The organism is Burkholderia sp. Bp8986 (genome assembly GCF_003854225.1).
Taxonomy (GTDB): domain Bacteria; phylum Pseudomonadota; class Gammaproteobacteria; order Burkholderiales; family Burkholderiaceae; genus Burkholderia.
This window is the reverse complement of the sequence record NZ_QTQM01000056.1, coordinates 1-24490: the sequence shown is the minus strand read 5'-3', so window position 1 is coordinate 24490 and position 24490 is coordinate 1. Positions and strand designations below refer to the sequence as shown.

Annotated in this window: 22 protein-coding genes and 1 pseudogene; 15 read left to right on the top strand and 8 right to left on the bottom strand. The window is 71.4% G+C overall.

From position 1 onward, the window contains the following. Window positions 1-28: 28 nt before the first annotated feature. Together DID99_RS32730 and DID99_RS32725 are read right to left on the bottom strand one after the other, a co-directional pair. The gene (locus DID99_RS32730) at window positions 29-661 is read right to left on the bottom strand and encodes a lysophospholipid acyltransferase family protein (RefSeq protein WP_124524302.1); all 633 of its coding nucleotides are present in this window, start codon (window positions 659-661) and stop codon (window positions 29-31) included. Next, on the bottom strand, window positions 658-1119 hold the full coding sequence (locus tag DID99_RS32725) for a hypothetical protein (protein ID WP_260444745.1): 462 nt from the start codon (window positions 1117-1119) through the stop codon (window positions 658-660). Before DID99_RS32725 ends, DID99_RS32730 begins: the two co-directional genes overlap by 4 nt. On the opposite strand from DID99_RS32725, the gene DID99_RS32720 reads away from it, so the two are divergent. From DID99_RS32720 to DID99_RS32715, 3 genes and pseudogenes are all read left to right on the top strand, one after another. Next, window positions 1104-1709: a CDP-alcohol phosphatidyltransferase family protein gene (locus DID99_RS32720; protein ID WP_124489496.1), complete on the top strand. Its 606-nt coding sequence runs from the start codon at window positions 1104-1106 to the stop codon at window positions 1707-1709. The genes DID99_RS32725 and DID99_RS32720 overlap by 16 nt on opposite strands. Window positions 1710-1774: 65 nt before the next feature. Then, entirely contained in the window at window positions 1775-2080 is a 306-nt protein-coding gene (locus DID99_RS37470) for a hypothetical protein (protein WP_185640926.1), read from the top strand. Then, window positions 1984-2252 (top strand): annotated as a pseudogene (locus DID99_RS32715) (class I SAM-dependent methyltransferase family protein); the annotation flags it as partial. The gene DID99_RS37470 and the pseudogene DID99_RS32715, both read left to right, overlap by 97 nt. A 138-nt stretch (window positions 2253-2390) precedes the next feature. On the opposite strand, the gene DID99_RS32710 reads toward DID99_RS32715, so the two are convergent. Further along, entirely contained in the window at window positions 2391-3413 is a 1023-nt protein-coding gene (locus DID99_RS32710) for a sensor domain-containing diguanylate cyclase (protein WP_124668350.1), read from the bottom strand. Between the two features lie 524 nt (window positions 3414-3937). Here DID99_RS32710 and bcsB point away from each other — a divergent pair. Genes bcsB through DID99_RS32665 form a run of 9 tightly spaced genes read left to right on the top strand, consistent with a single transcriptional unit; the run spans window position 3938 to window position 18721 of the window. Then, entirely contained in the window at window positions 3938-6271 is a 2334-nt protein-coding gene (bcsB, locus tag DID99_RS32705) for a cellulose biosynthesis cyclic di-GMP-binding regulatory protein BcsB (protein ID WP_124668349.1), read from the top strand. A 6-nt stretch (window positions 6272-6277) separates the two neighbouring features. Continuing rightward, complete coding sequence (bcsZ, locus tag DID99_RS32700) at window positions 6278-7507, top strand: cellulose synthase complex periplasmic endoglucanase BcsZ (protein WP_124523921.1); 1230 nt, start codon at window positions 6278-6280, stop codon at window positions 7505-7507. Further along, entirely contained in the window at window positions 7492-11427 is a 3936-nt protein-coding gene (locus tag DID99_RS32695) for a cellulose synthase subunit BcsC-related outer membrane protein (protein ID WP_124668348.1), read from the top strand. The genes bcsZ and DID99_RS32695 overlap by 16 nt, the downstream gene beginning before the upstream one ends. A gap of 8 nt (window positions 11428-11435) precedes the next feature. Continuing rightward, window positions 11436-13436 (top strand): cellulose biosynthesis protein BcsE, encoded by a 2001-nt coding sequence (gene bcsE, locus DID99_RS32690; RefSeq protein WP_124668347.1) that lies wholly within the window; start codon window positions 11436-11438, stop codon window positions 13434-13436. Further along, window positions 13433-13642, top strand: coding sequence for a hypothetical protein (locus DID99_RS32685; RefSeq protein ID WP_124489491.1), 210 nt, complete (start codon window positions 13433-13435; stop codon window positions 13640-13642). Before bcsE ends, DID99_RS32685 begins: the two co-directional genes overlap by 4 nt. Next, window positions 13639-14427, top strand: coding sequence for a cellulose biosynthesis protein BcsQ (bcsQ, locus tag DID99_RS32680; RefSeq protein ID WP_124489490.1), 789 nt, complete (start codon window positions 13639-13641; stop codon window positions 14425-14427). Before DID99_RS32685 ends, bcsQ begins: the two co-directional genes overlap by 4 nt. Continuing rightward, a complete protein-coding gene (gene bcsA, locus DID99_RS32675; RefSeq protein WP_124668346.1) occupies window positions 14424-16961 on the top strand; it encodes a UDP-forming cellulose synthase catalytic subunit in 2538 nt (845 codons plus the stop codon). Before bcsQ ends, bcsA begins: the two co-directional genes overlap by 4 nt. Window positions 16962-16988: 27 nt before the next feature. Further along, complete coding sequence (gene bcsG / locus DID99_RS32670; protein WP_124668345.1) at window positions 16989-18545, top strand: cellulose biosynthesis protein BcsG; 1557 nt, start codon at window positions 16989-16991, stop codon at window positions 18543-18545. Next, window positions 18527-18721, top strand: coding sequence for a hypothetical protein (locus DID99_RS32665; protein ID WP_124668344.1), 195 nt, complete (start codon window positions 18527-18529; stop codon window positions 18719-18721). Before bcsG ends, DID99_RS32665 begins: the two co-directional genes overlap by 19 nt. A 71-nt stretch (window positions 18722-18792) precedes the next feature. Here the strand turns inward: DID99_RS32665 and DID99_RS32660 are convergent, their stop codons facing one another. The 4 genes from DID99_RS32660 to DID99_RS32645 form a co-directional block, all read right to left on the bottom strand. Then, window positions 18793-19677, bottom strand: coding sequence for a pirin family protein (locus DID99_RS32660; RefSeq protein WP_124668343.1), 885 nt, complete (start codon window positions 19675-19677; stop codon window positions 18793-18795). Window positions 19678-19701: 24 nt separating this feature from the next. Then, complete coding sequence (locus DID99_RS32655) at window positions 19702-20094, bottom strand: OsmC family protein (protein ID WP_124668342.1); 393 nt, start codon at window positions 20092-20094, stop codon at window positions 19702-19704. A gap of 61 nt (window positions 20095-20155) precedes the next feature. Then, the gene (locus tag DID99_RS32650; protein WP_124524099.1) at window positions 20156-21736 is read right to left on the bottom strand and encodes a sodium:proton antiporter; all 1581 of its coding nucleotides are present in this window, start codon (window positions 21734-21736) and stop codon (window positions 20156-20158) included. Between the two features lie 10 nt (window positions 21737-21746). Then, window positions 21747-22007 (bottom strand): XapX domain-containing protein, encoded by a 261-nt coding sequence (locus DID99_RS32645; protein ID WP_124668341.1) that lies wholly within the window; start codon window positions 22005-22007, stop codon window positions 21747-21749. Between the two features lie 283 nt (window positions 22008-22290). On the opposite strand from DID99_RS32645, the gene DID99_RS32640 reads away from it, so the two are divergent. Then, a complete protein-coding gene (locus DID99_RS32640) occupies window positions 22291-22977 on the top strand; it encodes a hydrolase (protein WP_124489484.1) in 687 nt (228 codons plus the stop codon). Between the two features lie 19 nt (window positions 22978-22996). On the opposite strand, the gene DID99_RS32635 is transcribed toward DID99_RS32640, so the two are convergent. After that, complete coding sequence (locus tag DID99_RS32635; RefSeq protein WP_124489483.1) at window positions 22997-23920, bottom strand: LysR family transcriptional regulator; 924 nt, start codon at window positions 23918-23920, stop codon at window positions 22997-22999. A 119-nt stretch (window positions 23921-24039) separates the two neighbouring features. Between DID99_RS32635 and DID99_RS32630 the strand changes: the two genes are divergently transcribed. Beyond that, on the top strand, window positions 24040-24207 hold the full coding sequence (locus DID99_RS32630; RefSeq protein WP_044846122.1) for a DUF1427 family protein: 168 nt from the start codon (window positions 24040-24042) through the stop codon (window positions 24205-24207). A 19-nt stretch (window positions 24208-24226) separates the two neighbouring features. Continuing rightward, window positions 24227-24490 (top strand): amidohydrolase family protein (locus DID99_RS32625; protein ID WP_148094686.1); only part of this gene is annotated, 264 nt, incomplete at its 3' end.

Below are 24490 nucleotides of genomic sequence, written 5' to 3'. Positions count from 1 at the left end.
CCGGAAAAGGGAGAGGAGGGCGCCGCGTTCAGCCGGCCGGCCGCTGCGGCGGCGCGAGCGCGACGATCGCGTCGCGCATGCGGGCGAGGAAGGTCGGCTTGTCCTCACCGGTGCCGAGCGCGTCGTTCGCGCCGAAGTGCACCTTGCAGATCAGCGGCACGGGCCAGATCGCGCCCTTCGGCATGATGCGCTGCAGGTTCTCGAGATAGACCGGCGCGAGCGCGACGTTCGGAAACTCGGTCGCGAGATGGAACAGGCCGCTCTTGAACGGCTGCGGCAACACGTCGGCGCCGCGCGTGCCTTCCGGGAAGATGATGATCGAGTGGCCTTGCCGTAACGCATCGCGCACCGGGTCCAACGGGTCGCCGCCGCTCTCGCGGTGACGGTCGATCAGCACGACGTTCAGCAGCTTCTGCGCGATGTGGCGCTTCAGGTCGCCGCTGTCCCAGTAATCGCGCGCGGCGACGGGCCGCACGACCGCGCGCACGTCGCGCGGCAGCGCGGCGAGGATCGCGAGCGTGTCGATGTGGCTCGTGTGATTCGAGAAGTAGATCTTCTGCGTCGGGGAAGGCGGCGCCTGATGCCAGACCGGATACGCGCCGGCGACGAGCCGCACGATCGACAGCAGGAAATCGCGCTGCCAGATGTTCAGGATGTTCATCGGCGCCGCGCCTCCTGCGTGCATGCCCGCGCGGCCGCGCGGGCGCGGCGGGCGGAATCCCGGAATGCCGGCGCGGCAGGATGCGCGCCGGACGGCCATTGTTCAAGTTTTTTCAAATTCGTGGCTGCCTGTCGCAGGGCCGCGATCATCGGACGATGCGCCGGCAGAGTTGCGTTGCGGCGAATGCGCCGTTCGACGGCGTGATAATCGGCTGTTGCACGAGCGCCCGGCGACAGTTCGAGTGAATTGCTGCGCTCACGGGCCAGCGGATTATCGCGAGTTTCCGTCGAAAACGCCAGATTGCCCGGCGCGGCGCGCGGCTTGACGCGTCGGGGCCGCTCGGCGACGATTACGGCCACCTGTCGAAAGCCGCCGCCGGCGGTTGCGCCGCCCGGGGCATGGCGGCGACGAACGTATCCGAACGTGCCGAACCAATAAAACGATGAGCCTTTACGCACTCAAACCGAAATTCCAGAACCGTCTGCGTCCGTTCGCGGATTCGCTTGCCGAGCGCGGCGTCACGGCCAACCAGGTCACGCTGTTCGCGGCCGGCGGCTCGATCGTCGTCGGCGCGCTCGCGGGGCTCGGCGTGTTCGCCCGCGTGCTGTTCCTGCTGATTCCGATCTGGCTGTTCGTGCGGATGGCGCTCAACGCGATCGACGGCATGCTCGCCCGCGAGCACGGGCAGAAGAGCACGCTCGGCGCGTACCTGAACGAGCTCGGCGACATCGTGTCCGATGTCGCGCTCGTGCTGCCGTTCCTCGCGATTCCCGCGTTCGCGCCGGCAGATGTCTGGCTGTTCGCGCTCACGGCGATCATCGTCGAATGCGCGGGGCTGATCGGTCCGCTCGCCGGTGCGACGCGCCGCTACGACGGCCCGTTCGGCAAGAGCGACCGCGCGCTCGCGCTCGGGGCGTTCGCGCTGTGGATCGGCTTCGGCCTGCCGGTCGGCGGTGTCGCCGCGTGGCTGTGGCGCGTGCTGATCGTGCTGTCGATCGTGACGGCGGTGCGGCGCGTGCAGGCGGGCGTCGCCGAAGCGGGTGGCTGACGGCGGCTGGCGGCCATAGCGGGACCGGCGCCGCATGATTCGAATAACGAAACGAGAGAGATCGCATGAGCGCACGCACGGCCCGCGAGGCCGGCTTCGTCACGCACGACGGCGACACGCTGTTCTACCGTCACTGGCCCGCGACGGGCCCGCGCTGCCGCGACGCGATCGTGCTGCTGCATCGAGGCCACGAACATTCGGCGCGCGTCGCGCACCTCGTCGACTCGGCGAGCGTGACCGCGCGCAGGCGCTCGCGCCGCTGCGTGCGTTCGAGCTGCGCGGGCTCGCACAGGCGGTGCCGCCCGGCGGCTATCTCGTCTGCACCGGACAGCCGTGGCATCCGCAGCTGGAATTCATCGCGCGTGCGCTGAACTCGAGCGCGCTGAACAATCATCGCGGCGAGGCGACCTGGGTGATGCGCCGCCGCTCGCAGGCCGGGATGGACGAACTCGTCGCGCGCGCGGGCTTTCGCAAGCTCGACCAGCGGATCGCGAGCTGGGCATCTTCACGGTCGGCCTCGCGCAGCGGGTCGACGCGTCATGAGCGCGCTCGGGTTGTGCCGGGCCGGCGTGCTGGTCGCGATCGTGCAGTGGATCGTGGTCGGGGCGGCGATCGCGGTGCCGCAGTCCGGTCAGCCGTGCGCGAGCGGCCCGGCTGGCCGAATGGGCCGGGCGTCCCACGTCACGCGTGGCATGCCCGCTGCGTCCGCGTGCGCTTCACCTCGTACATCGCCTGGTCCGCATGCTCGATCAGCGCGTTCATGTCGGTGCCGTCTTCGGGCAGCATCGCGACGCCGACACTGACGCCGAGCCGCAGCGGCTGCCCCTCGAACTCGAACGGTTCGGCGACCTGCCGGGCGAGCCGTGCGCGTTGTGCGTCGATGTCGTCGCGGCTGCCGACGTTCGGCAGGATCACCGCGAACTCGTCGCCGCCCACCCGCGCGACCGTATCCGAGCGCCGCACGGCGCCCAGCATCCGCGTGGCGGCCTCGCGCAGCGCGGCGTCGCCCGCGCGGTGGCCGTAGCCGTCGTTGATCGGCTTGAGCCCGTCCATGTCGATGTTGAGGATGCCGAGCCGGCCGTTCGCGCGCAGCGCCGTGTGCATCGACTGGCGCAGGCGGTCGTAGAACAGCGCGCGGTTCGGCAGGCCGGTGAGCGCGTCGTGCGTCGCGCGCAGGTACAACTCGTTCGCCTCGTTGCGCGCCGCGTGGAACATCGCCGCGGCGATCAGGTCGGCCGTGAGCCGCAGCGTGCCGGCGTCGGCGGCCGAGAAGCCGTCGACCTCCGGCGACATCACCTTCAGCACGCCGACCGTCGTGTCCGCATGGGTGAGCGGCATCACCAGCATCGAGCGCAGCCCGACGCGGCGGCAGGCATCGCGATCGACGCGCGGGTCGGTTTCCGAATCCGTGCAGCGCAGCAATTCCCCGCGCGTCACGCACAGGCCCGACAGGCTGCCCGAGCGGCGCAACCGCAGCCCGAGCATCCCGGCGGCGGAACCCGACGCGGCGCGGTACACCATGTCGTCGCCTTCGGCGAATTCGACCGCCGCGCCGCTCGCGCCCGTGAGTTGCGGCACCTGCTCGGTCACATAAGCCATCAGGCTGCCGAGGTCGAGGCCGAGTTTCGCGATCTCGGTCTGCGTGGCGATGATGCGCAGCAGCGTGTCGGGGGACGGGGTGGCGGTGTCGACGATTTGATCCAAGTCAGTTTTCCATGAAGAAAGCCCGGCACGCGGCGCCGGCTTGCGGTAGCATACGCGCCGCCCACGCGGCAGCGCGTTCCGGGCGGCCCGCAAGGGGTCGCATCCGGCATCCGGCATCCGGCATCGGTATCCGGACGGTTCGCCGGCGCGACGGTTCGCCGATCCGGCAGCGTCGGCAGTATGCCGATCGGTCCGGCCGGCAGCAACGGCGTAATTCTTGCCATTCAGTCGCCGCACGCAGCATTTCCGACCGTATTGAGTTGTTTTTCGCTTCGTCAGCGCGAATCAGGGTGAGTTTTGTCCTGATTTTGAGATAGTGTGACGAATGTGCGAGCGCCGGTGCCAGGCGCGCACCGTCCGATGGACCGGCAGCGGAAGAATGCGCCGCGTCGTTTCGATACATGCATTCAGGCCAGACTTTGAGGGGAAGCAGTGGGGATGTGCACTCACGGGCATAGCTGCTTTGGGCGCGTCGACAGCGGCGCGCTTGATCACCGGACGACCACGACGATGCGGAGCCGCGCATGAAGCCGGCCGTGTCGCTGTTCGTCCTGTCGCTCGCCACGTTCGGCGCGTTTCATGCGGCCGCGCTGTCGGCCGCGCCGATGCCGGCCGCGTCGGCATCCGTTTCGGCGGCCGCCGGCAGCCCGGCCACGCCTGCGCTTGCCAACGGCGCGGCCGCATCGAGCGCATCGGCCGCATCGAGCGCCGCCGGCGCGACGCCCGCCGGCCTGCCGGCGACGACCGTGCACCTGCCGTTCGCGTCGCTCGGCGCGTTCGATCCGGTGCACCTGCGCGGCGCCGACGATGCGCGCACGATCCATGCGGGCGTGCGGCTCGACCGCGTGGTCACCGGCGCGCGGCTGCGCCTGACCTATGCGTATTCGCCGTCGCTCGTGTTCCCGATGTCGCACCTGAAGGTCTCGGTGAACGACGAGGTGGTCGCGACCGTCCCGTTCGACGCGACGCGCGCGGGCCGCACGGTCACGCAGGACATCCCGATCGATCCGCGTTACTTCTCCGATTTCAACCAGATCGGCCTGCGCCTGATCGCGCACTACTCGCTCGATCACTGCGAGGACCCGTCGAGCTCGGCGCTGTGGGCCGACGTGAGCCCGACGAGCGAGCTGATCCTCGACGAGTCGCCGGTGCGCCTGCCGAACGATCTCGCGCTGCTGCCCGCGCCGTTCTTCGACCGGCGCGACAACGGGCGCTTGCGGCTGCCGTTCGTGCTGCCGGCGTCGCCCGACTCGGCGACGCTGCGCAGTGCCGGCGTGCTCGCGTCGTGGTTCGGCGCGCAGGCCGACTACCGGCAGGCGCGCTTCCCGGTCGCGGCGACGCTGCCGGCCGACGACCAGGCGGTGGTGGTCGGCACGGCCGCGACCTTGCCGGCCGGCCTCGCGCTGCCGTCGGTCAACGGCCCGCTGCTCGCCGTCGCCGACAACCCGGCCGCGCCGGGCCGCAAGCTGCTGGTCGTGACGGGCCGCACGGCAGCCGAGGTCGACGATGCGGTCGCGGCGCTCGTGCTCGGCCGCGCGGCGCTGTCGGGCCCGGCGGCGACGGTCGCGCACGTCGATCTCGGCGCGCCGCGCAAGCCGTACGACGCCCCGCGCTGGCTGCCGGTGAACCGGCCGATCGCGTTCCGCGAACTGGTGTCGGATCCGCGCGAACTCGAAGTGCGCGGCACGTCGCCGGACGCGATCCGGCTGAACCTGCGGGTGCCGGCCGACCTGCATTCGTGGAACGGCGCGGGCGTGCCGATCACGCTGCGCTACCGCTACACGGCGCCGACCGTGCAGGACAACTCGACGCTCGCCGTCGAGATCAACGAACAGCTCGTGAAGTCGTACCGCCTCGGGCCGGCCCATGCCGAAGACGCGCGCGGGCGCATGCAACTGCCGCTGCTGGCGGTGCCGGAAGGGCGCGTGACGAGCGATGTCGATATCCCGGCGTTCCGCGTCGGCAGCGGCAACCAGCTGCAGTTCCGCTTCACGCTCGATTCGCAGAAGACGGGGCTCTGCTCGAGCACCGCGACCGAGCCGCAGCGCGCGGCGATCGATCCCGATTCGACGATCGACTTCTCGCACTTCGTCCACTACGCGCAGTTGCCGAACCTCGCATTCTTCGCGAACAGCGGCTTCCCGTTCACGCGCTTCGCCGACCTGTCGCAGACGGCGGTCGTGATCCCGGACCGGCCGTCGCCGCAGGAGCTGGAAGCCTACCTGACGATGCTCGGCCACATGGGGCAGTGGACCGGCTTCCCGGCGCTGCGCGTGCAGGTCGCGCGGCCCGGCGACGTCACCGCGCTGGCGGGCCGCAAGGACCTGCTCGTGATCGACGGCTCGCCCGCGTCGCCGCTGCTGTCGCACTGGCGCGCGGCGCTGCCGCTGGCGATCGACCAGCAGGCCGGCACGGGCGCGACGCGTGTCGCGTTCTCGGTGAAGGAGCGCTGGCGCAATGGCGTCGGCATGGCGGACGGTGGCGCGCATATCGAACAGACGGGCGCGCTCGCCGCGCTCGCCGGGTTCGAACTGCCGGGCAGCCACGGCCGCAGCGTCGTCGCGCTGACCGCGACCGACCAGACGCGCCTGGCCGACCTGCTGGACGTCTTCGAAAAGCCGGGCCTCGTGTCGCAACTGCAGGGCGACCTCGCGCTGGTGCGGCCGGGACAGGTCGACAGCCTGCGCGTCGGCGATCCGTACGTGGTCGGTTTCGTGCCGTGGTATGCGCGCGTCTGGACGCAGGCGGCGCGGTACCCGGTGGCGCTCGGCGTGGTCGGCGTCGTCGCGGGGCTGTTGCTCGCGCTCGGTGTGTTCAGCGTGCTGCAGAAAATCGCCGCGCGCCGCCGGGGGATGTAACGGATGATGGCTTGGGCATTCGCAAGGCGACGGGCAGCGCGGCCGGCGCGGCGGGGCGGCACGACGCTCGTGCTGGCCGTCGCGGCGGCGTGCACAGCGGCCGGGGTAGCCGGGACGGCCGGGCGCGCGCAGGCGGCGCAAGGCGGTGCGGCCGACGTGCGGTGCGGCGCGGCGTGGCCGCGCTGGGACGCGTTCAAGCGCGATTTCGTGTCGGCCGACGGCCGCGTGATCGACGTCGGCTCGGCCGATTCGCGCACGGTATCGGAGGGGCAGGCGTATGGACTGTTCTTCGCGCTCGTCGCGAACGACCGACGCACGTTCGACACGATCCTCGCATGGACCGAGAACAACCTCGCACAGGGCGACCTGAGCGCCCGGCTGCCGGCGTGGCTGTGGGGCCGCGCGCCGGACGGCACGTGGCGCGTGCTCGATGCGAACGCGGCGTCGGATGCCGATCTCTGGATCGCCTACACGCTCGTCGAAGCCGGGCGGCTGTGGCACGAGCGCAGCTACACCGCGCGCGGCGCGCTGCTCGCGAAGCGCGTGCTCGACGACGAGACGGCCAGCGTGCCGGGCCTCGGCCTCACGCTGCTGCCCGGGCCGACCGGGTTCAAGCTGGCCGATGGCCAATGGCGCGTGAACCCGAGCTATTCGCCGCCGCAGGTGATTCGCGGGCTCGCCGCGCGCCTGCCCGACGAGCGCCGCTGGGCCGCGCTCGCGGCCAGTACCGGCCGCGTGCTGCTCGACACCGCGCCGAAGGGCTTCTCGCCGGACTGGGCGTTGTATCGCGCGGGCGCGGGCTTCGGCCCCGATCCCCAGACCCATGCGGAAAGCGCGTACAACGCGATCCGCGTGTACCTGTGGGCCGGCATGCTCGATCGCGCCGATCCGCTCGCCGCGCCGCTGCTCGCGCGCTTCGCTCCGTTCGCCGACCATATCGCCGCGCATGGCGCGCCGCCGGAGAAGGTCGACACGACGACCGGCGTCGCGGGGCCGAACGACGGCAATGGCGGCTTCTCCGCGGCGGCCGTGCCGTTCCTCGACGCGCGCGGCCAGCATGCGCTCGCCGATGCGCAGGCGGCCCGTGTCGATGCGCTCGCGCGCCAGGCGGCGCCCGGCTACTACACGAGCGTGCTGACGCTGTTCGGCCTGGGCTGGCGCGACGGCCGCTACCGGTTCGGCGCGGACGGGTCGCTCGCTGCGCGCTGGGAGGACCGTTCATGCGCGGCCCGATGAAGCGCACCGCACCGCGCGTCGCGGGGTTCGCGTGGCTCGCGTCGTCGGTCACGGCGGCGGCGCCGGCCGCCGTCGCCACACCCGCGCCCGCGTTGCCGAAAACCGTCGCGCCGAAGGCCATCTCGGCGCCGGCGCCGGCCACGACCGAGCTGCCCGATGCGCAGCGTCAGCTCGCGACCGCCCGCATGTGGGGCGCGAAGCATCGCGACGACCTCGCGCGCGACGCGCTGCGCAAGGGGCTCCTGATCGCGCCGGACGATCCCGAACTGCTCGCGGAACAGATGCGGGTGCTGCTGCGGCTCGGCGACGCGCAAGGCGCGCAGGCCGCGCTGGCACGCCTGCAGGCCCGCGCGCCCGCGGCGCCCGGCACGCGGCGCGCGGCCGACGAATACCGCGTCGCGACGAGCGGGCGCGGCGAGATGGCGCAGATCCGGCTGCTCGCGCGCAGCGGTCGCGCCGACGAAGCGGCCCGGCGGATCGTCGCGCTGTTCCCGAACGGCGCGCCGTCCGGCGCGCTCGGCGCCGAGTACTACCAGATCGTCGCGAATGCGCCGGGTGGCCGCGAATCGGCGCTCGCCGCGTTGCGCCGCGCGGTCGCGGCCGACCCGCAGGACACGAGCGCGGCGCTCGCGCTCGCGCGGCTGCTGAACCAGCGCGCCGACACGCGCGCGGAAGCGAACCGCATCGCGTGGTCGCTCGCGAAGCGCGCCGACGCCGATCACACGGAAGCGATGGCCGTGTGGCGGCGCGTGCTGCAGTCCGCCGGCAGCGATCCCGCGTATCTCGATGCGCTGCATGCATATCTCGCGCTGGTGCCGGACGACACCGAATTCCGCGATCGCAGCGCCGAACTCGACCGGCAGCGCGACGCGCAGCGCCGGCTCGAACGCGACCCCGACTACATCGCGCAGCAGCGCGGCTTGCAGGCGCTCGCGCGCGGCGACCTGGCCGGTGCCGATCCGCTGCTCGCGCGCGCCGCGCAGGCGCGCGCCGGCGACGCCGATGCGCTCGGCGGGCTCGGCCTGCTGCGCCTGCGCGAAGGCCGGCACGACGAAGCGCGTGCGCTGTTCACGCGCGCCGCGGCGCTGTCGACCGACCAGCGCGGCAAGTGGCAGAGCCTCGCGCGTACCGCGCAGTTCTGGGGGCTGCTCGCGCAAGGCCGCGCGGCGGCGTCGGCCGGGCGGCCGCAGGATGCCGAGCGCGCGGCGCGCGCCGCCCTCGCGATGCAGCCCGACAGCCCGGACGCGAAGCTGCAGCTCGCCGACGCGCTGCTCGCGCAGCGCGACTGGGCGCGCGCGGAGCCGTTGCTGCGCGAACTGCTGGCCGCACGTTCGCCGAACGTGTCGGCGGTGCGCGGCACGGCGATGCTGTACGAGAGCACCGGCCGCGCGGACCGCGTCGGCCCGCTGCTCGACGCGCTGCAAGGCCGCGTGACGGGCAGCGACGATCGCCGCGCGCTCGACGGGCTGCGCGCCGACCTGCTCGCGAGCCAGGCGCGCGCGCTCGCGGACAAGGGCGAACGCGGGCCGGCCGTGCAACGCTACGAAGCGGCCGTGCGCGCGGCGCCCGACGCACCGTGGACGCGTTTCGCGCTCGCGCGGCTGTATCGCGACATGGGGCTGCCGCAGCTCGGCCGCACGGTGATGGATGATGGGCTTGCGCAAAGCGATACGCCCGAGATGCGCTATGCGACCGCGCTGTATCGCAACTCGCTCGACGATGTCGCCGGCGCGCAGGCCGCGCTCGCGGGTGTCGACGATGCGCAGCGCTCGGACGGCATGCGTGCGCTCGCCCGCAAGCTCGACGCACAAAGCGCGCTGGCCGACGCGCGCGGCGCGCTCGGCCGCGGCGATCGCGCGGCGTTCGCCGCGTCGCTCGCGCATGCGCAGGCGAGCGCCCCGGACGATCCCGACATGCTGGCCGCGATCGGCGCGCAGTGGATCGACGCGGGCGAGCCCGAGCGCGGCCTCGCGCCGTTGCGCGACTGGATCGCCGCGCATCCGCGCGAGGCCGATCCCGACGTGCGGCTGCGCTACGGCGACCTGCTCGGCAGCGCGGGGCGCGACGACGCGCTCGCCGCGTGGCTCGACACGCTGCGCCGCGAATCGGCGCTGACGCCGGCACAGACTGCGCGCATCGAGGATCAGTCGCTGCGGCTCGTGCTGCGCCGGACGGACGACGCGATCGCGCAGCAGGACTATGCGCGCGCGCGCACGCTGCTCGATTGCGCGAGCCCGGCCGGCCGCGCGGACAAGCGCTATGCACTCGAGCTGGCCGATCTCGAACGCGCGCAAGGTCACTACGACGCGGCACGCGACGCGCTCGCGCCCGTTATCGCGCGCACGCCGGACGATGCCGACACGCAGCTCGCGCTCGCGCGCATCGACGAGGACAGCGGCCAGCGCGCGGCTGCGCTCGCGCGCGTGCAGGCCGTGCTGGCGCGCACGCCGGACGACGACGTCGATACGCGGCTGTCGGTCGTGCGCCGGCTGAACGCGCTGCGCCGCCCGGACGAAGCCGCGCAGGTGATCGACCCGCTGCAGGCCGCGTATCCGGCGCGCGCCGACGTGACGGTTGCCGCCGGGCGCGTGGCCGAGGCGCAGGGCCGCTACGACGATGCCGCGTCGCTGTACCGGCTGTCGCTGTCGCAGGAACGCACGAGCGGCGTGAGCCCGGGCCGCGACGGCCGCACGCCCGCGCAGGCCGCGTTCGCGGATCTCGAGCAGCGGCGCGATCCGGAGATCGAGACCGGGTGGCTGCCCGCGTACAAGTCGGGCGACGAAGGGATTTCCGCGTACCGCGCGCAGCAAGTGCCGATCTACGCGCAGATGCCGGTGCGCTACGACGGGCACGCGTTCCTGCAGCTCGACACCGTGCATCTGGACGCCGGCACGCTCGATACGAGCGACCCGAATGCGTATTCGCTGAAGACTTTCGGCACCTACGGCGCGCTCAACGCGCTGGCCGGCTCGTCGCTGGCGCCGTTGAACCAGCAGGCCGCCGCGTTGATCGCGCATCCGCAGGGCGACCTGCACCAGCCGATGACGGGCGTCGCGCTCGGCGCCGGCTATCGCACGGATGCGTGGCGCGTCGATCTCGGCACGTCGCCGCTCGGCTTCCCGGTGCATTACCTGGTCGGCGGCGTGCGCTACCGCTTCGACGCGGGCCCGGCGAGCTTCACCGTGAACGCGTCGCGCCGGCCGGAAACGAGCAGCGTGCTGTCGTATGCGGGGATGCGCGATCCGTGGACGGGCGCGGTGTGGGGCGGCGTGCGCCGCGACGGCGTGAACCTGCGCGCGGCGCTCGACGTCGGCCGCGTGAACCTGTTCGCGGAACTCGGCGCGGGCGTGCTGTCCGGCCGCAACGTCGAGCGCAACGCGGAAGTCACGCTGCGCTCGGGCTTCACGGTGCCCGTGTACGAACGCGCGACGATGAAGGTGAGCACGGGGCTCGTCGGCAATGCGTGGCACTACGCGCAGAACCTGCGTTACTACACGTACGGGCAGGGCGGCTACTACAGCCCGCAGCGCTACCTGTCGCTCGGCGTGCCGCTCGAGTGGGCGGGGCGGCGCGACGCGCTGTCGTGGGACCTGACCGTCACGGGCGGGATCTCGAACAGCTACGAGAAGGATTCGCTGTTCTACCCGACCTTCGCGGACCAGCGCGCCGCGCAGGAGGCGGCGGGGCTCGTCTACGCGGGCAGTTCGACGCGCGGCGTGTCGTTCTCGTACGGCGTGAACGGCATCGTCGAGTATCGCGTGAATCCGCACCTGAGCGTCGGCGCGCAACTGCACGTCGACCGGTCGCACGACTACGCGCCGAGTTCGGCGCTCGTGTACCTGCGCTATGCGTTCGACGCACGCGCGGCGCGCAGCTGGCTCGTCACGCCGACGCCGGTGCGGCTTTATTCGGATTACTAGGGGAACGCGTGAATACGGAACTCGATGCAACCCGTCCCGCGCTCGGCGCCGCCGGCCTGCTGGGCCGCCTGCGCGCGCTGCTGCGCACCGGGCCGGCCGGCGGCCGCGCCGGCCCGCTGAGCCGGCTCGCGATCGACGGGCTGCCCGACACGTGGACGCAGCTGGAAGCGGGCGGCCTGTACGCGATCTATGCCGCCGCCGGCACGCCGGCGTGCGATGCGCTGGTGTGGGAAAGCGCGCGGCAGTCGCGCACGCGCGACGTGACGGTCGTGCTGTCGCGCGCCGCGGCGCACGTTGCCGCGCAGCTGCAGGCGCGCGGTTTCTCGGGCGGCGCGCAGCCGGCCGGCTGGCCGCGCAACCTCAACGTGCTGGCGATGCCGCCCGCGCCCGCGCCGGCCGACGGCGATGCCGCGCGCGAGCCCGGTGCGCCGCGCCGTGCCGCGCCCGGTCCGTTCGCGCGGCTCACGGGCGGCTTGCGCGCGATGAAGCGCTACGGTTTTCGCGCGCGCTCGCTGTATTTCATCGAAGGCGCGCAACGCTGGTTCAGCTGGGACGATCCGACGGCGCTCGCGGAAGAAGCGCACGCGCTCGCCGACTGGTGCCGCACGCACCGGATCGCGCTGGTGCTGCTGGTCGATCCCGAGATCGTGCGCACCGGCGCCGATCCGGACACCGATGATCCGCCGCTCGTGCGCGACGCGAATCGCGCGCCGCGCAGCGGCTTTCACGGCGTGTGCGCGGGCGTCGCGCAGCTGCAGCGCACGCACGGCGAGCTGCTGTGGGTCGTCGATTTCTGGCGCGCGGGCGAGACGCTCGCGGCCGGCGAAGTGCGACCGCTGCGCTTCGCGCCGGGCGGCCGGCTCGCGGCGATCGTCGACGGCGCCGCCGCCGAACCGCTGCGCCGGATGAAGCTCGCGACCGACGAGGATCGCGTCGTCGTCAGCCGCGCGGTGCTCGACGAAGGCGGACGCGTGCCGGCCGACTGGGAAATCGTCGACGACAACGCGGCGGTCGTCGCGGCCTGCGCACGCGCGCAGGCCGCGACCGCGGTGCTGGCGTTCCGCTCGCATGCCCAGCTCGAGACGCTGTGCGCGGCCGTTCACACGCTGCGCCGGCAATGCGGCGGCGCGTTGAAGATCGCCGTGGTCGAGCGCGGCGAGGTGCTGCGCCAGCAGTTCGAGATGCTGGTGCTGAGCGTCGGCGCGAACCGCGTCGTCGCGCGCGACCTGCCGGTGACGCGGATGCACGCGGCCGTGCACGCGCTGCGCGGGCAGCTCTATGCGCGGCCCGTCGCGCCCGACTATCGCGCGGCGCTCGCGGCCGCGCTCGGCGATTCGGTGCTCGGCTACCTGCCGGTCGGCGCGTTCTGCCTGCGGATTCGCGCGGTGCTCGATCGCGGCGCCGTGCTCGCGCTGCCGCATACGCTCGCAAAGATCGCGCTGCTGCCCGGCGTGTCGCACGTCGATGCGCTGCGGCACTGCCGGCCGCGCCGCGCGGGCGACGTCGTGACGGCCGATGCCGGGCACCTGTACGTGTTCCTGTTCGCGTGCGAGCCGGCCGATGCCGAGGATGCGCTCGCGCGTATCTTCGACGTGCCGGTCGAGACGCTGTCCGATCGCGTCGTGTGTCTCGGGCAGGGCAGCATCGACACCGAGCTCGATGCGCTGAAGGCCGAGAACCGGCGCGCGCCGATCGCCGACTACAGCGACCTGTTCGCGACGGCGCAGCCGGCGGATGCGGCACGCGGGCCGGGCGAACGCGCGGCGGATGCCGGGGCGCGTGCCGAACCGGGCGCCGACGGCACCGTGGCCGGCGGGGCCGGCGCGGCCGCCGCGGGCGGTGTGGCCGACCGGCACGTCGATGCGCCGCCGCACGCGGTTCACGCCGACGATGCGACGCCGGCCGCCGACATGCCGGGCGATGCGCCGGCATTTCCTGCATTTCCCGTCGCGCACACGCGCGGCGCCATCCGCAGCGCGATGCCGCTGCGCAAGCCGGAGGGCGCATGATCGCCGAACTCGTCATCGGATTCATCGTCGGCATCGCGATCGCGGTGCCGGTGTGGCTCGTCGCGCAGCACCTGGGCCTCGGCCGCGGCTTTCATGCGCCACGCGGGCTGCAGCGGCGCGACGCGGTGCCGTGCGAACTCGTGCCGGTCGCGCTGCGCGGGCGCCTGCTGCCCGATGCCGACCACGCCGGCGGGGCGGCGCCATGAAGACGATCGCCGTCACGTCGACGACCGGCGGCGCGGGCCGCACGACGCTCGCCGGCGCGCTCGCGGTGCTGCTCGCCCGTCGCGGCCGGCCGGTCGTCGCGGTCGAGTTCGACGCGCAGAACCTGATGGGCGCGACGCTCGGTCTCGACACGCTGGCCGAGCACGGGCTCGCGCACAGCCTGCTCGGTGACCCGGGTAACGCCGCGCCGTGGCACGCGCATACGTGGCGCAATGCCGACGGCGTGCTGTTCGTCCCGTACGGGCAGGTCGACGCGGCGGGCGCCGCCGCCTGCGATGCGCGGCTCGCGGCCGATCCGGCCTGGCTGTCGCGCGCGCTCGACGAGATCGCGCTGCCGCCTGGCGGCGTCGTGCTGGTCGACACCGCGCGCTATCCGTCGCCGCAGGCCGAGCAGGCGATTCGCCGCGCGGACCTGACGCTCGTCGTCGTGCCGCCCGAACCGGCCGCGTGCGCGACCATTGCCGCGCGCCTCGACGCGCTGCGGGCCGGCGGCGGCGACCTGCAGATCGTCGTGAACCGGCTGAACCCGGCGCGCGACATGCAGCGCGATGCGCTCGCGATGCTGCGCGCGGTCGCGGGACCGGCGTCGATGCTCGAGCAGCGGATTCACGTCGATGCGGCCGTGCCCGAAACGCTCGCGCGCGGCAGCTGGATCTTCGACGACGCGCCGTATTCGCAGGCATCGCACGACCTGAACGGCGTCGCGAACTGGGTCGACGCGTGGCTCGCGGCGGCCGCGGCCGGCCGCACGGGAGCGCGGCGATGAAGGCCGGGTTCGCGTCGCGCTGGCGCGCTGCGGCCCGGCGCGCGACCGACTGGTGCGCGCACGGGATCGGGCTGCCGGCCGAGCGCACGCTGCTCGACTGGCTCGTCCGGCTGTTCTTCCACGCGCCGCCGCCCGGCCGGCCCGATCCCGTGCGCCGCCGGGCACGCATCGCCTTCCTGTGGCTCGCGCGGGAGTGGGGCGTGCTGCAGCCGCTGAGCCCGCGCGAATGGCTGTGGCGCGCGATCGTGCGCGCGCCGCGCGCAGCCGATGGCCGGCCCGCGCGCGATCCGCTCGCGTGGTTCGACACGTTCGTCGTGCCGGCCTACGTCGCGGTGCGCGCGCTCGGCCGGCGCCTCGACGCGTTGCTCGCGCGTCTGCCGTGGGCGCGCTGGGGCGGCTGGCTCGACGCGCGCGCGCACGGCGTCGGCCGGCACCGCTGGCTCGCGCCGCTGCTGCTGATCGCCGGCGCGCTGATGTGGGCCGCGGCCGGGATGTCGCCGCTGATGCCCGGCGCGCAGTTCGCGTTCTTCGCGATCGTCGCGGTGCTGGCGCTCGCGCTGCGCCGCCTGCCGGGCCATCTGCCGACGCTTGCGCTCGCGTCGCTCGCGCTGCTCGCAACCGTCCGCTACGTGTGGTGGCGCACGACCCAGACACTCGATTTCCGCAGCCCCGTCGAGGCGTTCGCCGGCTACCTGCTGTACGGCGCCGAAGCCTATACGTGGATGATCCTGCTGCTCGGCTTCGTCCAGACCGCGTGGCCGCTCGACCGGCCGATCGTGCCGCTGCCCGACGACCCGGACACCTGGCCGAGCGTCGACGTCTACATCCCGACCTACAACGAACCGCTGTCGGTCGTGAAGCCGACCGTCTTCGCGTCGCAGAGCATCGACTGGCCGGCGGCCAAGCTGCGCGTGTACCTGCTCGACGACGGCCGGCGCCCCGAGTTCGAGGCGTTCGCGCGCGAGGCGGGGATCGGCTACCTGACGCGCGACGACAACCGCCACGCGAAGGCCGGCAACATCAACCGCGCGCTGCCGAAGACGCACGGCGAATACATCGCGATCTTCGACTGCGATCACGTGCCGACGCGCTCGTTCCTGCAGACCTCGATGGGCGTGTTCCTGCGCGACCCGAAATGCGCGCTGGTACAGACGCCGCACCATTTCTTCTCGCCCGATCCGTTCGAGCGCAACCTCGGCACGTTCCGCGAGATCCCGAACGAGGGCAACCTGTTCTACGGGCTCGTGCAGTCGGGCAACGACCTGTGGAACGCGACGTTCTTCTGCGGGTCGTGCGCGGTGCTCAAGCGCACCGCGCTGGAGGAGGTAGGCGGCGTCGCGGTCGAGACCGTGACCGAGGACGCGCACACCGCGCTCAAGCTGCACCGCCGCGGCTACACGTCGGCTTACCTGCCGACCGTGCAGGCGGCAGGCCTCGCGACCGAGAGCCTCGCCGGCCACGTGAAGCAGCGCACGCGCTGGGCGCGTGGGATGGCGCAGATCTTCCGCATCGACAATCCGTTCCTCGGGCGCGGGCTCGGCTTCATCCAGCGGATCTGCTACGGCAACGCGATGCTGCATTTCTTCTACGGGATCCCGCGGCTCGTGTTCCTGACGATCCCGCTCGCGTACCTGTTCTTCCACCTGTACTTCATCAATGCGTCGTCGGTCGCGCTCGCGAGCTACGTGATCCCGTACCTGGTGCTCGCGAACGTCGCGAACTCGCGGATGCAGGGGCGCTATCGCCACTCGTTCTGGGCCGAGGTCTACGAATCGGTGCTCGCGTGGTACATCGCGCTGCCGACCACCGTCGCGTTCTTCAGCCCGAAGCACGGCAAGTTCAACGTGACCGACAAGGGCGGCAAGATCGACGAAGGCTACGTCGACTGGTCGACGTCGAAGCCGTACCTCGTGCTGTTCGCGCTGAACGTGCTCGCGATCGCGGCCGGCCTGTGGCGGCTCGTGGCCGACCAGGGCGACGAGGCGTCGACGATCCTGATCACGCTCGGCTGGACCGTCTACAACCTCGCGATGCTCGGCGCGGCCATGGCCGTCGCGCGCGAGACCAAGCAGGTGCGCGTCACGCACCGGATCGCGATGCGCGTGCCGGCGACGCTGCTGCTCGCCGACGGCTCGACTGCCGCATGCTTCACGAGCGACTACTCGACCGGCGGCCTCGGCCTCGAAGCGGTGCCGGGGCTGCCGCTCGCGGTCGGCGACACGCTGACGGTATGCGTGACGCGCGGCGACCGGCCGTTTCCGTTCCCGGTGCGCGTGAGCCGCGTGACGCCGACCCACGTCGGCGTGAGCTTCGAGGCGCTGACGCTCGAGCAGGAGCGCCAGCTCGTGCAGTGCACGTTCGGCCGCGCGGACGCGTGGCTCGACTGGCACGCGAGCGCGCGCGCGGACACGCCGCTGCGCGGGCTGAAGGAAGTGCTGCGCGTGGGCCTGGACGGTTACGTACGGATGTGGAAAGGTGCGGCGCGCGGCGTGCAGTCGATGCTGGCACCGAAGCTCGATCGGGCGCGCGACTGACGCGGCGCCCATCACGGAGTGGTTTAGATGACGTTCTGGAATCTGTATTTCATCCTGAAGTTCGCGCTGTTCGCGACCGGCCACCTGCAGCCGCTGTGGCTCGCGAACCTCGCGTTCGCGCTGGCGCTCGCGGCGAGCGCGCCGATCCGCACGCGCGTGTGGCGCATCGTGCGGCAGCTCGCCGCGCTCGCGATCGCGGCGCCGCTCCTTGCGCGCGAGCTGCATGCGCCGCCGCTCGCGCGCCTTGTCGATGCCGCGCGCGAGGTCAGCACGTTCCGCCTCGACTACTGGATGGAGCTGCTGCCGCGCCTGTTGCCGCCGCTGCTGGTGCTGACCGTGGCGGGCGTGCTGATCGTCTATTTCATCGTCAACCGCTGGGTGCGCGTCGCGACCTTCGTGCTCGCCGCGCTGGTCGTGATGCCGCTGTGGCAGGCCGGCAACGGGCTGATGGCGCGCGTCGTCGCGCCGCTCCCGCAGCAGCAGGCCGACGCCACGGGCGGGCGCGCCGGCCAGCCCGAGGACCACAACGCGGCGCTCGCGACGTTCCGCGCGCAGGAGTCGCAGCGGCAGGTCGCGTTCGGCCATCTCGGCAACGATCCGGCCGCGCAGTTCGACGTGATCGTGCTGCACGTGTGCTCGCTGTCGTGGGACGACCTCGATGCCGCGAAGGTGCGCAATCACCCGATGCTGAGCCACTTCGACTACCTGTTCAACAACTTCAGCACGGCGGCGAGCTACAGCGGCCCGGCCGCGATCCGCGTGCTGCGCGCGAGTTGCGGGCAGGAAGCGCACGCGGACCTGTACAAGCCCGCGCCGCAGCAGTGCCACCTGTTTTCGCAACTCGCGTCCGCCGGCTACACGGTGCAGTCGCTGCTGAACCACGACGGGCACTTCGACAACTTCCTGCAGGTCGTTCACGACAACATCGGCGTGCCCGACGCGCCGATGATCTCGAACGCCGCCGCCCCGGTCGCGATGCATGCGTTCGACGGCTCGGCGATCAAGGACGACTACGGCACGCTCGCGAACTGGTACGCGCAGCGCGCGTCGGTGCCGGGCCCGGTCGCGCTGTACTACAACACGATCAGCCTGCACGACGGCAACCGCGTGGTGGGCAGCTCGCTCACCAGCATCGATTCGTATCCGCAGCGCGTGACCCGGATGATGAACGACTTCGACCGGCTCGCCGACCTGATCGCGCAGTCGGGACGGCGCGCGGTGATCGTGTTCGTGCCCGAGCACGGCGCCGCGCTGCGCGGCGACAAGAACCAGGTGGCCGGCCTGCGCGAGATCCCGACGCCGCGCGTCGTCCACGGGCCGGTCGGCGTGCGGCTCGTCGGCTTCACCGGCAATCACGGCACGACGACCGTGATCGACCAGCCGACGAGCTTCCTCGCGCTCGCGCAGCTGCTGTCGAACCTCGTGTCGAACAGCCCGTTCAAGCCGGGCGCGACGCTTGCGCAATATGCCGCCGACCTGCCGCGCACGCGGATGGTCGGCGAGAACGAAGGCACGGTGACGCTTCAGACGAGCACCGGCTATGCGGTGAAGACTCCGGACGGCGTATGGATCGACGAACAGTAAACATCGGCGATGGCGACGACGATCGCCTGTCGAAACCGAACGACGTGCTCGGCCTCGCGCGGCACCTGCCCGCGCTGGATCCGGCCCGCTACGTCGACGAGCAGGCGCGGCGCGCATTCGTCGAATCGCTCGAGCGCTGGCCCGTGCTCGCGAAGCTGATGGGATTGAAGCGGTAAACGGACGGCGACCGGCGTGAATGCCGGCCGCCCTGCATCGATGCGCCGACCGCTATCGGCTCACCGCGGGCTCACTGCGCGCGGCGCTCCGGCTGGCGCGTCCATTCGTTTTCCTCGCCCGGCACCTTGCCGAAGGTCTGCGCGGCCCACGCGTGGCGGGCCGCCTCGATCTTCGCGCGCTCGCTCGACACGAAATTCCATTCGATGAACCGCTCGCCCGGCAGGTGCGCGCCGCCGAGCAGCATCACGCGCGCGCCGTTCGCGCTGGCGAGCGCGACGTTCGTGCCGGGTTCGAGCACGGCCATCGTCGCGGGGGCGAGCGGCGTGCCGTCGATCGTGAGGTCGCCGTCGACGAGATACACGCCGCGCTCGTCGTGTTCCGCGTCGAGCGCGAGCTGCCCGCCCGCGGCGAATTCAGCATACGCATAGAGCGTCGGCGAGAACACCGCGACCGGCGACGTGAGCCCGAACGCGGTGCCCGCGATCACGCGCACGTGCGCGCCGTCGCGCGTGAACGACGGCAGCGTGTCGGCCGCGTGATGCACGAATGCGGGCGCGGTGTCCTCGTGCTCGACCGGCAGCGCGACCCAGGTCTGGATCCCGTGCACCGGCTGTTCATGCGGGCGGTCCTCGTCGGGCGAACGCTCCGAATGGACGATGCCGCGCCCGGCCGTCATCCAGTTCACGTCGCCGGGCACGATCTTCTGCCGGAAGCCGAGGCTGTCGTGATGCATCAGCGTGCCGTCGAACAGGTAGGTGACGGTCGCGAGGCCGATGTGCGGATGCGGCAGCACGTCGATGCCGCTGCCGGCCGGCAGCACGGCCGGCCCCATCTCGTCGCAGAAGATGAACGGGCCGACGAGGCGCGCGGCGCGCGCGGGCAGCACGCGGCGCACGACGAGGTTGCCGATGTCGCTCTCGCGCGGCGTGAGCAGGGTCTTGATCGATGCTGACATGGTGGGTCTCTCGTATCCGGTGGGTCAGGCGATGGCCGTATCGATCGTGATCGGGTGCGTGAGGATCTTGTGCACCGGGCACGCATTCGCGATCTGCAGCAGTCGCTCGCGCTGCTCGTCGGTCAGGTCGCCGTCGAGCGTGATGCGGCGCACGATCGTGCTGCCCGCGCCGCCCGATTCGTGCGCGAGCTTCACGTGCACTTCGGCGAGCGGCCAGCCCTTGCGTTGCGCGTACATCTTCAGCGTGATCGCGGTGCACGCGCCGAGGCTCGACAGCAGCAGCGCGACGGGCGTCGGCGCGGTATCGCCGCCGCCGAGCGACGCCGGTTCGTCGGCGCGCCACTGATGGACGCCGTCGGTGAAATGGACCAGGTAATCGACCGAGCCGATGCTCGCTTCGACGGACAGTTCGCTCATTGCAATTCCATGTGGGGAAAGGGGAGACGGGCCGGCCGGCGAGGGCCGGGAAGGCCGGACGTTACGGTTCGAGCAGGCGCTGCAGCCGCAGTTCCTCGAAATCCAGCTCGGATTCTATGCGGTGCAGCACCGCGTCGTCGACCCGGCCGTCGCGATGCAGCTCGAGCAGCGCATCACGCGACACGCCGACCAGCTCGAGCTCGACGCGCAGCATCCGCGCGCGCACGTCCGCCGGTTCCGCGCCGTCGCGGTGCGCGCGTTCGTTGAACGCGACGCGGCTGCGGTATTCGGTCAGCAGCCGGTCGAGCGATGCGCGTTCGAGGCTCGTGCCGCGCTGCTCGCGCGCATCGAGTTCGGCGAGCGCCGCGCCGAACGTGTGGGCGCGCACGGCATGCTCGGACATCGTGTGCCGCGCGGCCGGGCGCAGCTTCAGCACGCGGATCAGCGGCGCAAGCGTGCCGCCTTGCACGACCAGCGTCGCGATGATCAGCAGGAACGTGCTGAACAGGATCAGGTCGCGCCCAGGGAAGTTGCCCGGCAGCGCGATCGCGGCCGCGAGGCTCACGACGCCGCGCATGCCGGACCAGCCGAGCACGACGGCCTCGCGCCACGACCACGGCGCATGGCCCGCGCGCGGCGCGCGCAGGCGGCCCGGCAGCCACATCGCGACGAACACCCACACGACGCGCGCGGCGATCGCGGCGGCGGTGGCCGGCAGCGCGACGCGCAGGCCGGCCATCAGCACAGCGCCTTCGTGGTTCACGCCGGCGAGGATCGCGTGCAGCGCGAGGCCGATCAGGATGAACACGAGCGCGTCGAGCACGAACACGATCGCTTCCCAGGTCGCCTTCGCCTTGATCCGCATGTCGGCGCCGAACACGCGATGCTGGCGCACGCCGAGCACGAGGCCGCAGGTCACGACCGACAGCACGCCCGAACCGTGCACGGCTTCCGCGATGCCGTAGCTGCCCCACGCCATCGCGAAGGTCACGACGATCCCGAGCATCGGCTCGCGCAGGCGCTGCAGCACCCAGCACATCGCATGGCCGCACGCGAGGCCGACCGCGATGCCGATCAGCGTGAGCGAGAAGAACAGGCCGGTGGCGCTCGCGGTCGTGATCGTGACGGCGAGCGCGGCCGAGACGGCCATCTGATACAGCAGCAGGCCCGATGCATCGTTGACGAGGCTTTCGCCTTCGAGCACCGCGACGAGCCGCGCGGGCAGCGGGTGGCGCTGCAGGATCGCCTTCGCGGCGACCGCGTCGGGCGGCGACACGATCGCGCCGAGCGTGAAGCACGCGGCCCACGGCAGCGCCGGATTGGCCGCATGCACGGCGAGCGCGACCGCAACCGTCGTGAACACCACCGCGCCGAGCGCGAGCGACGCGATCGACGCGAGCTCGTGGCGGAATTCCTTCCACGCCGTATAGAAGCCGCTCGACATCAGCAGCGGCGGCAGCACGGCCACGAGCAGCAGCGCCGGATCCATGTCGGGCGTGCGCTTGCCTGCGATGGCCACCACGCAGCCGCCGAGCAGCAGCACGACGGCCGGCGGGATCGACACGCGCTCCGCGAGCCAGGTGAGCGCGCCCGCGCCGCAGATCAACAGCAGCAGGTAGTGGAACAGCTCGACGTTGGTCATGAGTCTTGCGTCACGACGGCTTGCGATCGTTCGCGGCGGCGCCCGGCAGCGCGCCGAACATGTGCTGGCTGCATTGTGCATCGCGCCACGCGGTATTCAGCCGGTAGCCGGCCAGCATCCGGCGCGCGAGCGGCAGGATCTGTTCGCCGGCCAGCATGCCGAGGAGGCCGATGAGCGCGATGATCGGCGGTGCCGGCGAATTCACGCCGAGCGCACCGTAGATGACGCCGGCGAGGATGCCTGCGAACAGCGACAGAAAATACGGCTTCATGATGAAAACCTCTCGTGATAGGCTGATCGGGGGCGAAGGGCGCGCCTTCAACGTGCTGGAAGCGTATCGGGTTTACGTGTGGAACAAAAGGGCGGACAGCCGTTGGAGAGCCCCCTCTTTCGGAATTCGATCGATTCCATTTCTTGGATGTTCGAGCCGCGGCTTTTCCGATTAAATGGCTGCAACCGGAAGACGCAGATCCGGGGTAACGCACAGTCGGCTCCTCTCAGTTTCCGATCGAGGCAAGCCTTAAACGTTTCCTGTCCAAAGGATGATACGCGCCATGAGCAACCCGAAGCTTGAAGTCCTCACCCCCCAGAACAGCCAGCTGATCTTCATCGACCAGCAGCCGCAGATGGCATTCGGCGTGCAGTCGATCGATCGCCAGACGTTGAAGAACAACGTCGTCGGGCTCGCCAAGGCCGCAAAAGCATTCAACATCCCGACCACGATCACCACGGTCGAAAGCGACAGCTTCTCGGGTTACACCTATCCCGAACTGCTCGACGTGTTCCCGAACCAGAAGACGCTCGAACGTACGTCGATGAACTCGTGGGACGACCAGAAGGTGCGCGACGCGCTGGCTGCGAACGGCCGCAAGAAGGTGGTCGTCTCCGGCCTGTGGACCGAAGTCTGCAACACGACGTTCGCGCTCTGCGCGATGCTCGAAGGCGACTACGAGATCTACATGGTCGCCGACGCATCGGGCGGCACGTCGAAGGATGCGCACGACTTCGCGATGCAGCGGATGATCCAGGCCGGCGTCGTGCCCGTCACCTGGCAGCAGGTCGCGCTCGAGTGGCAGCGCGACTGGGCGCGCCGCGATACCTACGACGCCGTGATGGCGATCGCGAAGGAGCATTCGGGCGCGTACGGGATGGGCGTCGACTACGCGTACACGATGGTCCACAAGGCGGCACAGCGCACCGCGACGCCGCACGAGTCGATCCCGGCCGTGCCGGCGAAGTAACGGGTCGCGGGCCGCCCGCTCAGACGGGCGGCAGTGCCCACGGCGCGTGCGACAGATGTTCGACGAGGAACTCGAGCAGCGCCGTCACGCGCGCGGCACGCAGCATGCCGGGCGGTGTGACGAGGTTGACGTTGAGGTCCGGAATTTTCCAGTCGTGCATCACTTCCTCGAGCGCACCGCTTTGCAGTTCATTCCATACCAGGAACGCCGGCTGCAGTGCGATACCGTGGCCGGCGATCAGCGCGGGGCAGAGGACGTCGGCGTTGTTCGCACGGATGCGCCCGCGCACCGGCACGCCGAATTCGTCGCCCGACGTCGTATGGCGAAAGCGCCAGTATTCGGGCGTCGGGATGTTCGTGTAGGTCAGGCACACGTGCTGGTCGAGTTCGCTCGGATGGGTCGGCCGGCCGTGCCGGTCCAGATACGCGGGCGACGCGACGAGCGGCCGGCGTACCGCGCACAGGCGGCGTGCGCGCAGCGACGAATCGCTCAGTTCGGCGATCCGGATCGCGACGTCGAAGCCGCCGGACACGATGTCGACGAAGTTGTCGGTGAGCACGAGGTCGACGTCGACGCGCGGATAGCGTTCGAGAAACGCGGGCAGCAGCGGCGCGAGATTGCACAGGCCGTAGGACATCGGTGCGTTCACGCGCACGAGGCCGTGCGGTTCGAGCGCGTGCGCGGATGCCTCGTCCTCGATCAGTTCGGCGTCGGCAAGCAGCCGGATCGCACGATCGCGCAGCAGTTCGCCGGTCGGTGTGAGCGACAGCTTGCGCGACGTACGGTACAGCAGCATCGCGCCGAGGCGCTTTTCGAGTCGCGCGATCGCCTTCGACACGGTCGGTTGCGTGATGCCGAGCAGGTCGGCGGCCTTGGCGAACGAACCGGTCTCCGCGACCCGCGCGAAGATGGCCCAGGCTTCGAGGTCGGGCAGATGTTGCATGGCTGGAAAGCGTGGCGGCGAAGTGAAGCGGACGGGACGGCAGCGGATCGGGCCGCAGGCGCACGGCGCCCGGCCCCCGGGCGGTAATGCGGCACATTCTAATTCAGTCGGGAGGACGTATGGAATCGTATCTGGTTTCATTGGGCGCCGGCGTGCTGGTCGGCGTCGTGTACAGCGTGATCAAGGTGCGCTCGCCCGCACCGCCGCTGATCGCGCTGGTCGGGCTGGCCGGCATGCTGATCGGCGTGGCGGCCGTTGCACCGGTCCGTCACTGGCTCGGTTTCTGATTGCATCGAGGACATATTGATGAGCGTACCCGACACTCAACCGGATCTGATCCTCCACAACGGACGATTCACGACCCTCGACCGCGCGAATCCCGTCGCGACCTCCGTCGCGATCAAGGACGGCCGCTTCGTCGCGGTCGGCAGCGACGCGGACGTGATGCCGCTCGCGGGCCGCGCGACGAAGATCGTCGATCTCGGCGGCCGCGGCGCGCTGCCCGGCCTGATCGACAACCACTGCCACGTGATTCGCGGTGGCCTGAACTACAACATGGAGCTGCGCTGG

Bases quoted from the DNA above. Each gene is read 5' to 3' on its own strand.
- DID99_RS32730 (WP_124524302.1), bottom strand. From the start codon at position 661: ATGAACATCCTGAACATCTGGCAGCGCGATTTCCTGCTGTCGATCGTG.
- DID99_RS32720 (WP_124489496.1), top strand. From the start codon at position 1,104: ATGAGCCTTTACGCACTCAAACCGAAATTCCAGAACCGTCTGCGTCCG.
- DID99_RS37470 (WP_185640926.1), top strand. From the start codon at position 1,775: ATGAGCGCACGCACGGCCCGCGAGGCCGGCTTCGTCACGCACGACGGC.
- bcsB (WP_124668349.1), top strand. From the start codon at position 3,938: ATGAAGCCGGCCGTGTCGCTGTTCGTCCTGTCGCTCGCCACGTTCGGC.
- bcsZ (WP_124523921.1), top strand. From the start codon at position 6,278: ATGGCTTGGGCATTCGCAAGGCGACGGGCAGCGCGGCCGGCGCGGCGG.
- DID99_RS32695 (WP_124668348.1), top strand. From the start codon at position 7,492: ATGCGCGGCCCGATGAAGCGCACCGCACCGCGCGTCGCGGGGTTCGCG.
- DID99_RS32685 (WP_124489491.1), top strand. From the start codon at position 13,433: ATGATCGCCGAACTCGTCATCGGATTCATCGTCGGCATCGCGATCGCG.
- bcsQ (WP_124489490.1), top strand. From the start codon at position 13,639: ATGAAGACGATCGCCGTCACGTCGACGACCGGCGGCGCGGGCCGCACG.
- bcsA (WP_124668346.1), top strand. From the start codon at position 14,424: ATGAAGGCCGGGTTCGCGTCGCGCTGGCGCGCTGCGGCCCGGCGCGCG.
- bcsG (WP_124668345.1), top strand. From the start codon at position 16,989: ATGACGTTCTGGAATCTGTATTTCATCCTGAAGTTCGCGCTGTTCGCG.
- DID99_RS32665 (WP_124668344.1), top strand. From the start codon at position 18,527: ATGGATCGACGAACAGTAAACATCGGCGATGGCGACGACGATCGCCTG.
- DID99_RS32660 (WP_124668343.1), bottom strand. From the start codon at position 19,677: ATGTCAGCATCGATCAAGACCCTGCTCACGCCGCGCGAGAGCGACATC.
- DID99_RS32655 (WP_124668342.1), bottom strand. From the start codon at position 20,094: ATGAGCGAACTGTCCGTCGAAGCGAGCATCGGCTCGGTCGATTACCTG.
- DID99_RS32650 (WP_124524099.1), bottom strand. From the start codon at position 21,736: ATGACCAACGTCGAGCTGTTCCACTACCTGCTGCTGTTGATCTGCGGC.
- DID99_RS32645 (WP_124668341.1), bottom strand. From the start codon at position 22,007: ATGAAGCCGTATTTTCTGTCGCTGTTCGCAGGCATCCTCGCCGGCGTC.
- DID99_RS32640 (WP_124489484.1), top strand. From the start codon at position 22,291: ATGAGCAACCCGAAGCTTGAAGTCCTCACCCCCCAGAACAGCCAGCTG.
- DID99_RS32635 (WP_124489483.1), bottom strand. From the start codon at position 23,920: ATGCAACATCTGCCCGACCTCGAAGCCTGGGCCATCTTCGCGCGGGTC.
- DID99_RS32630 (WP_044846122.1), top strand. From the start codon at position 24,040: ATGGAATCGTATCTGGTTTCATTGGGCGCCGGCGTGCTGGTCGGCGTC.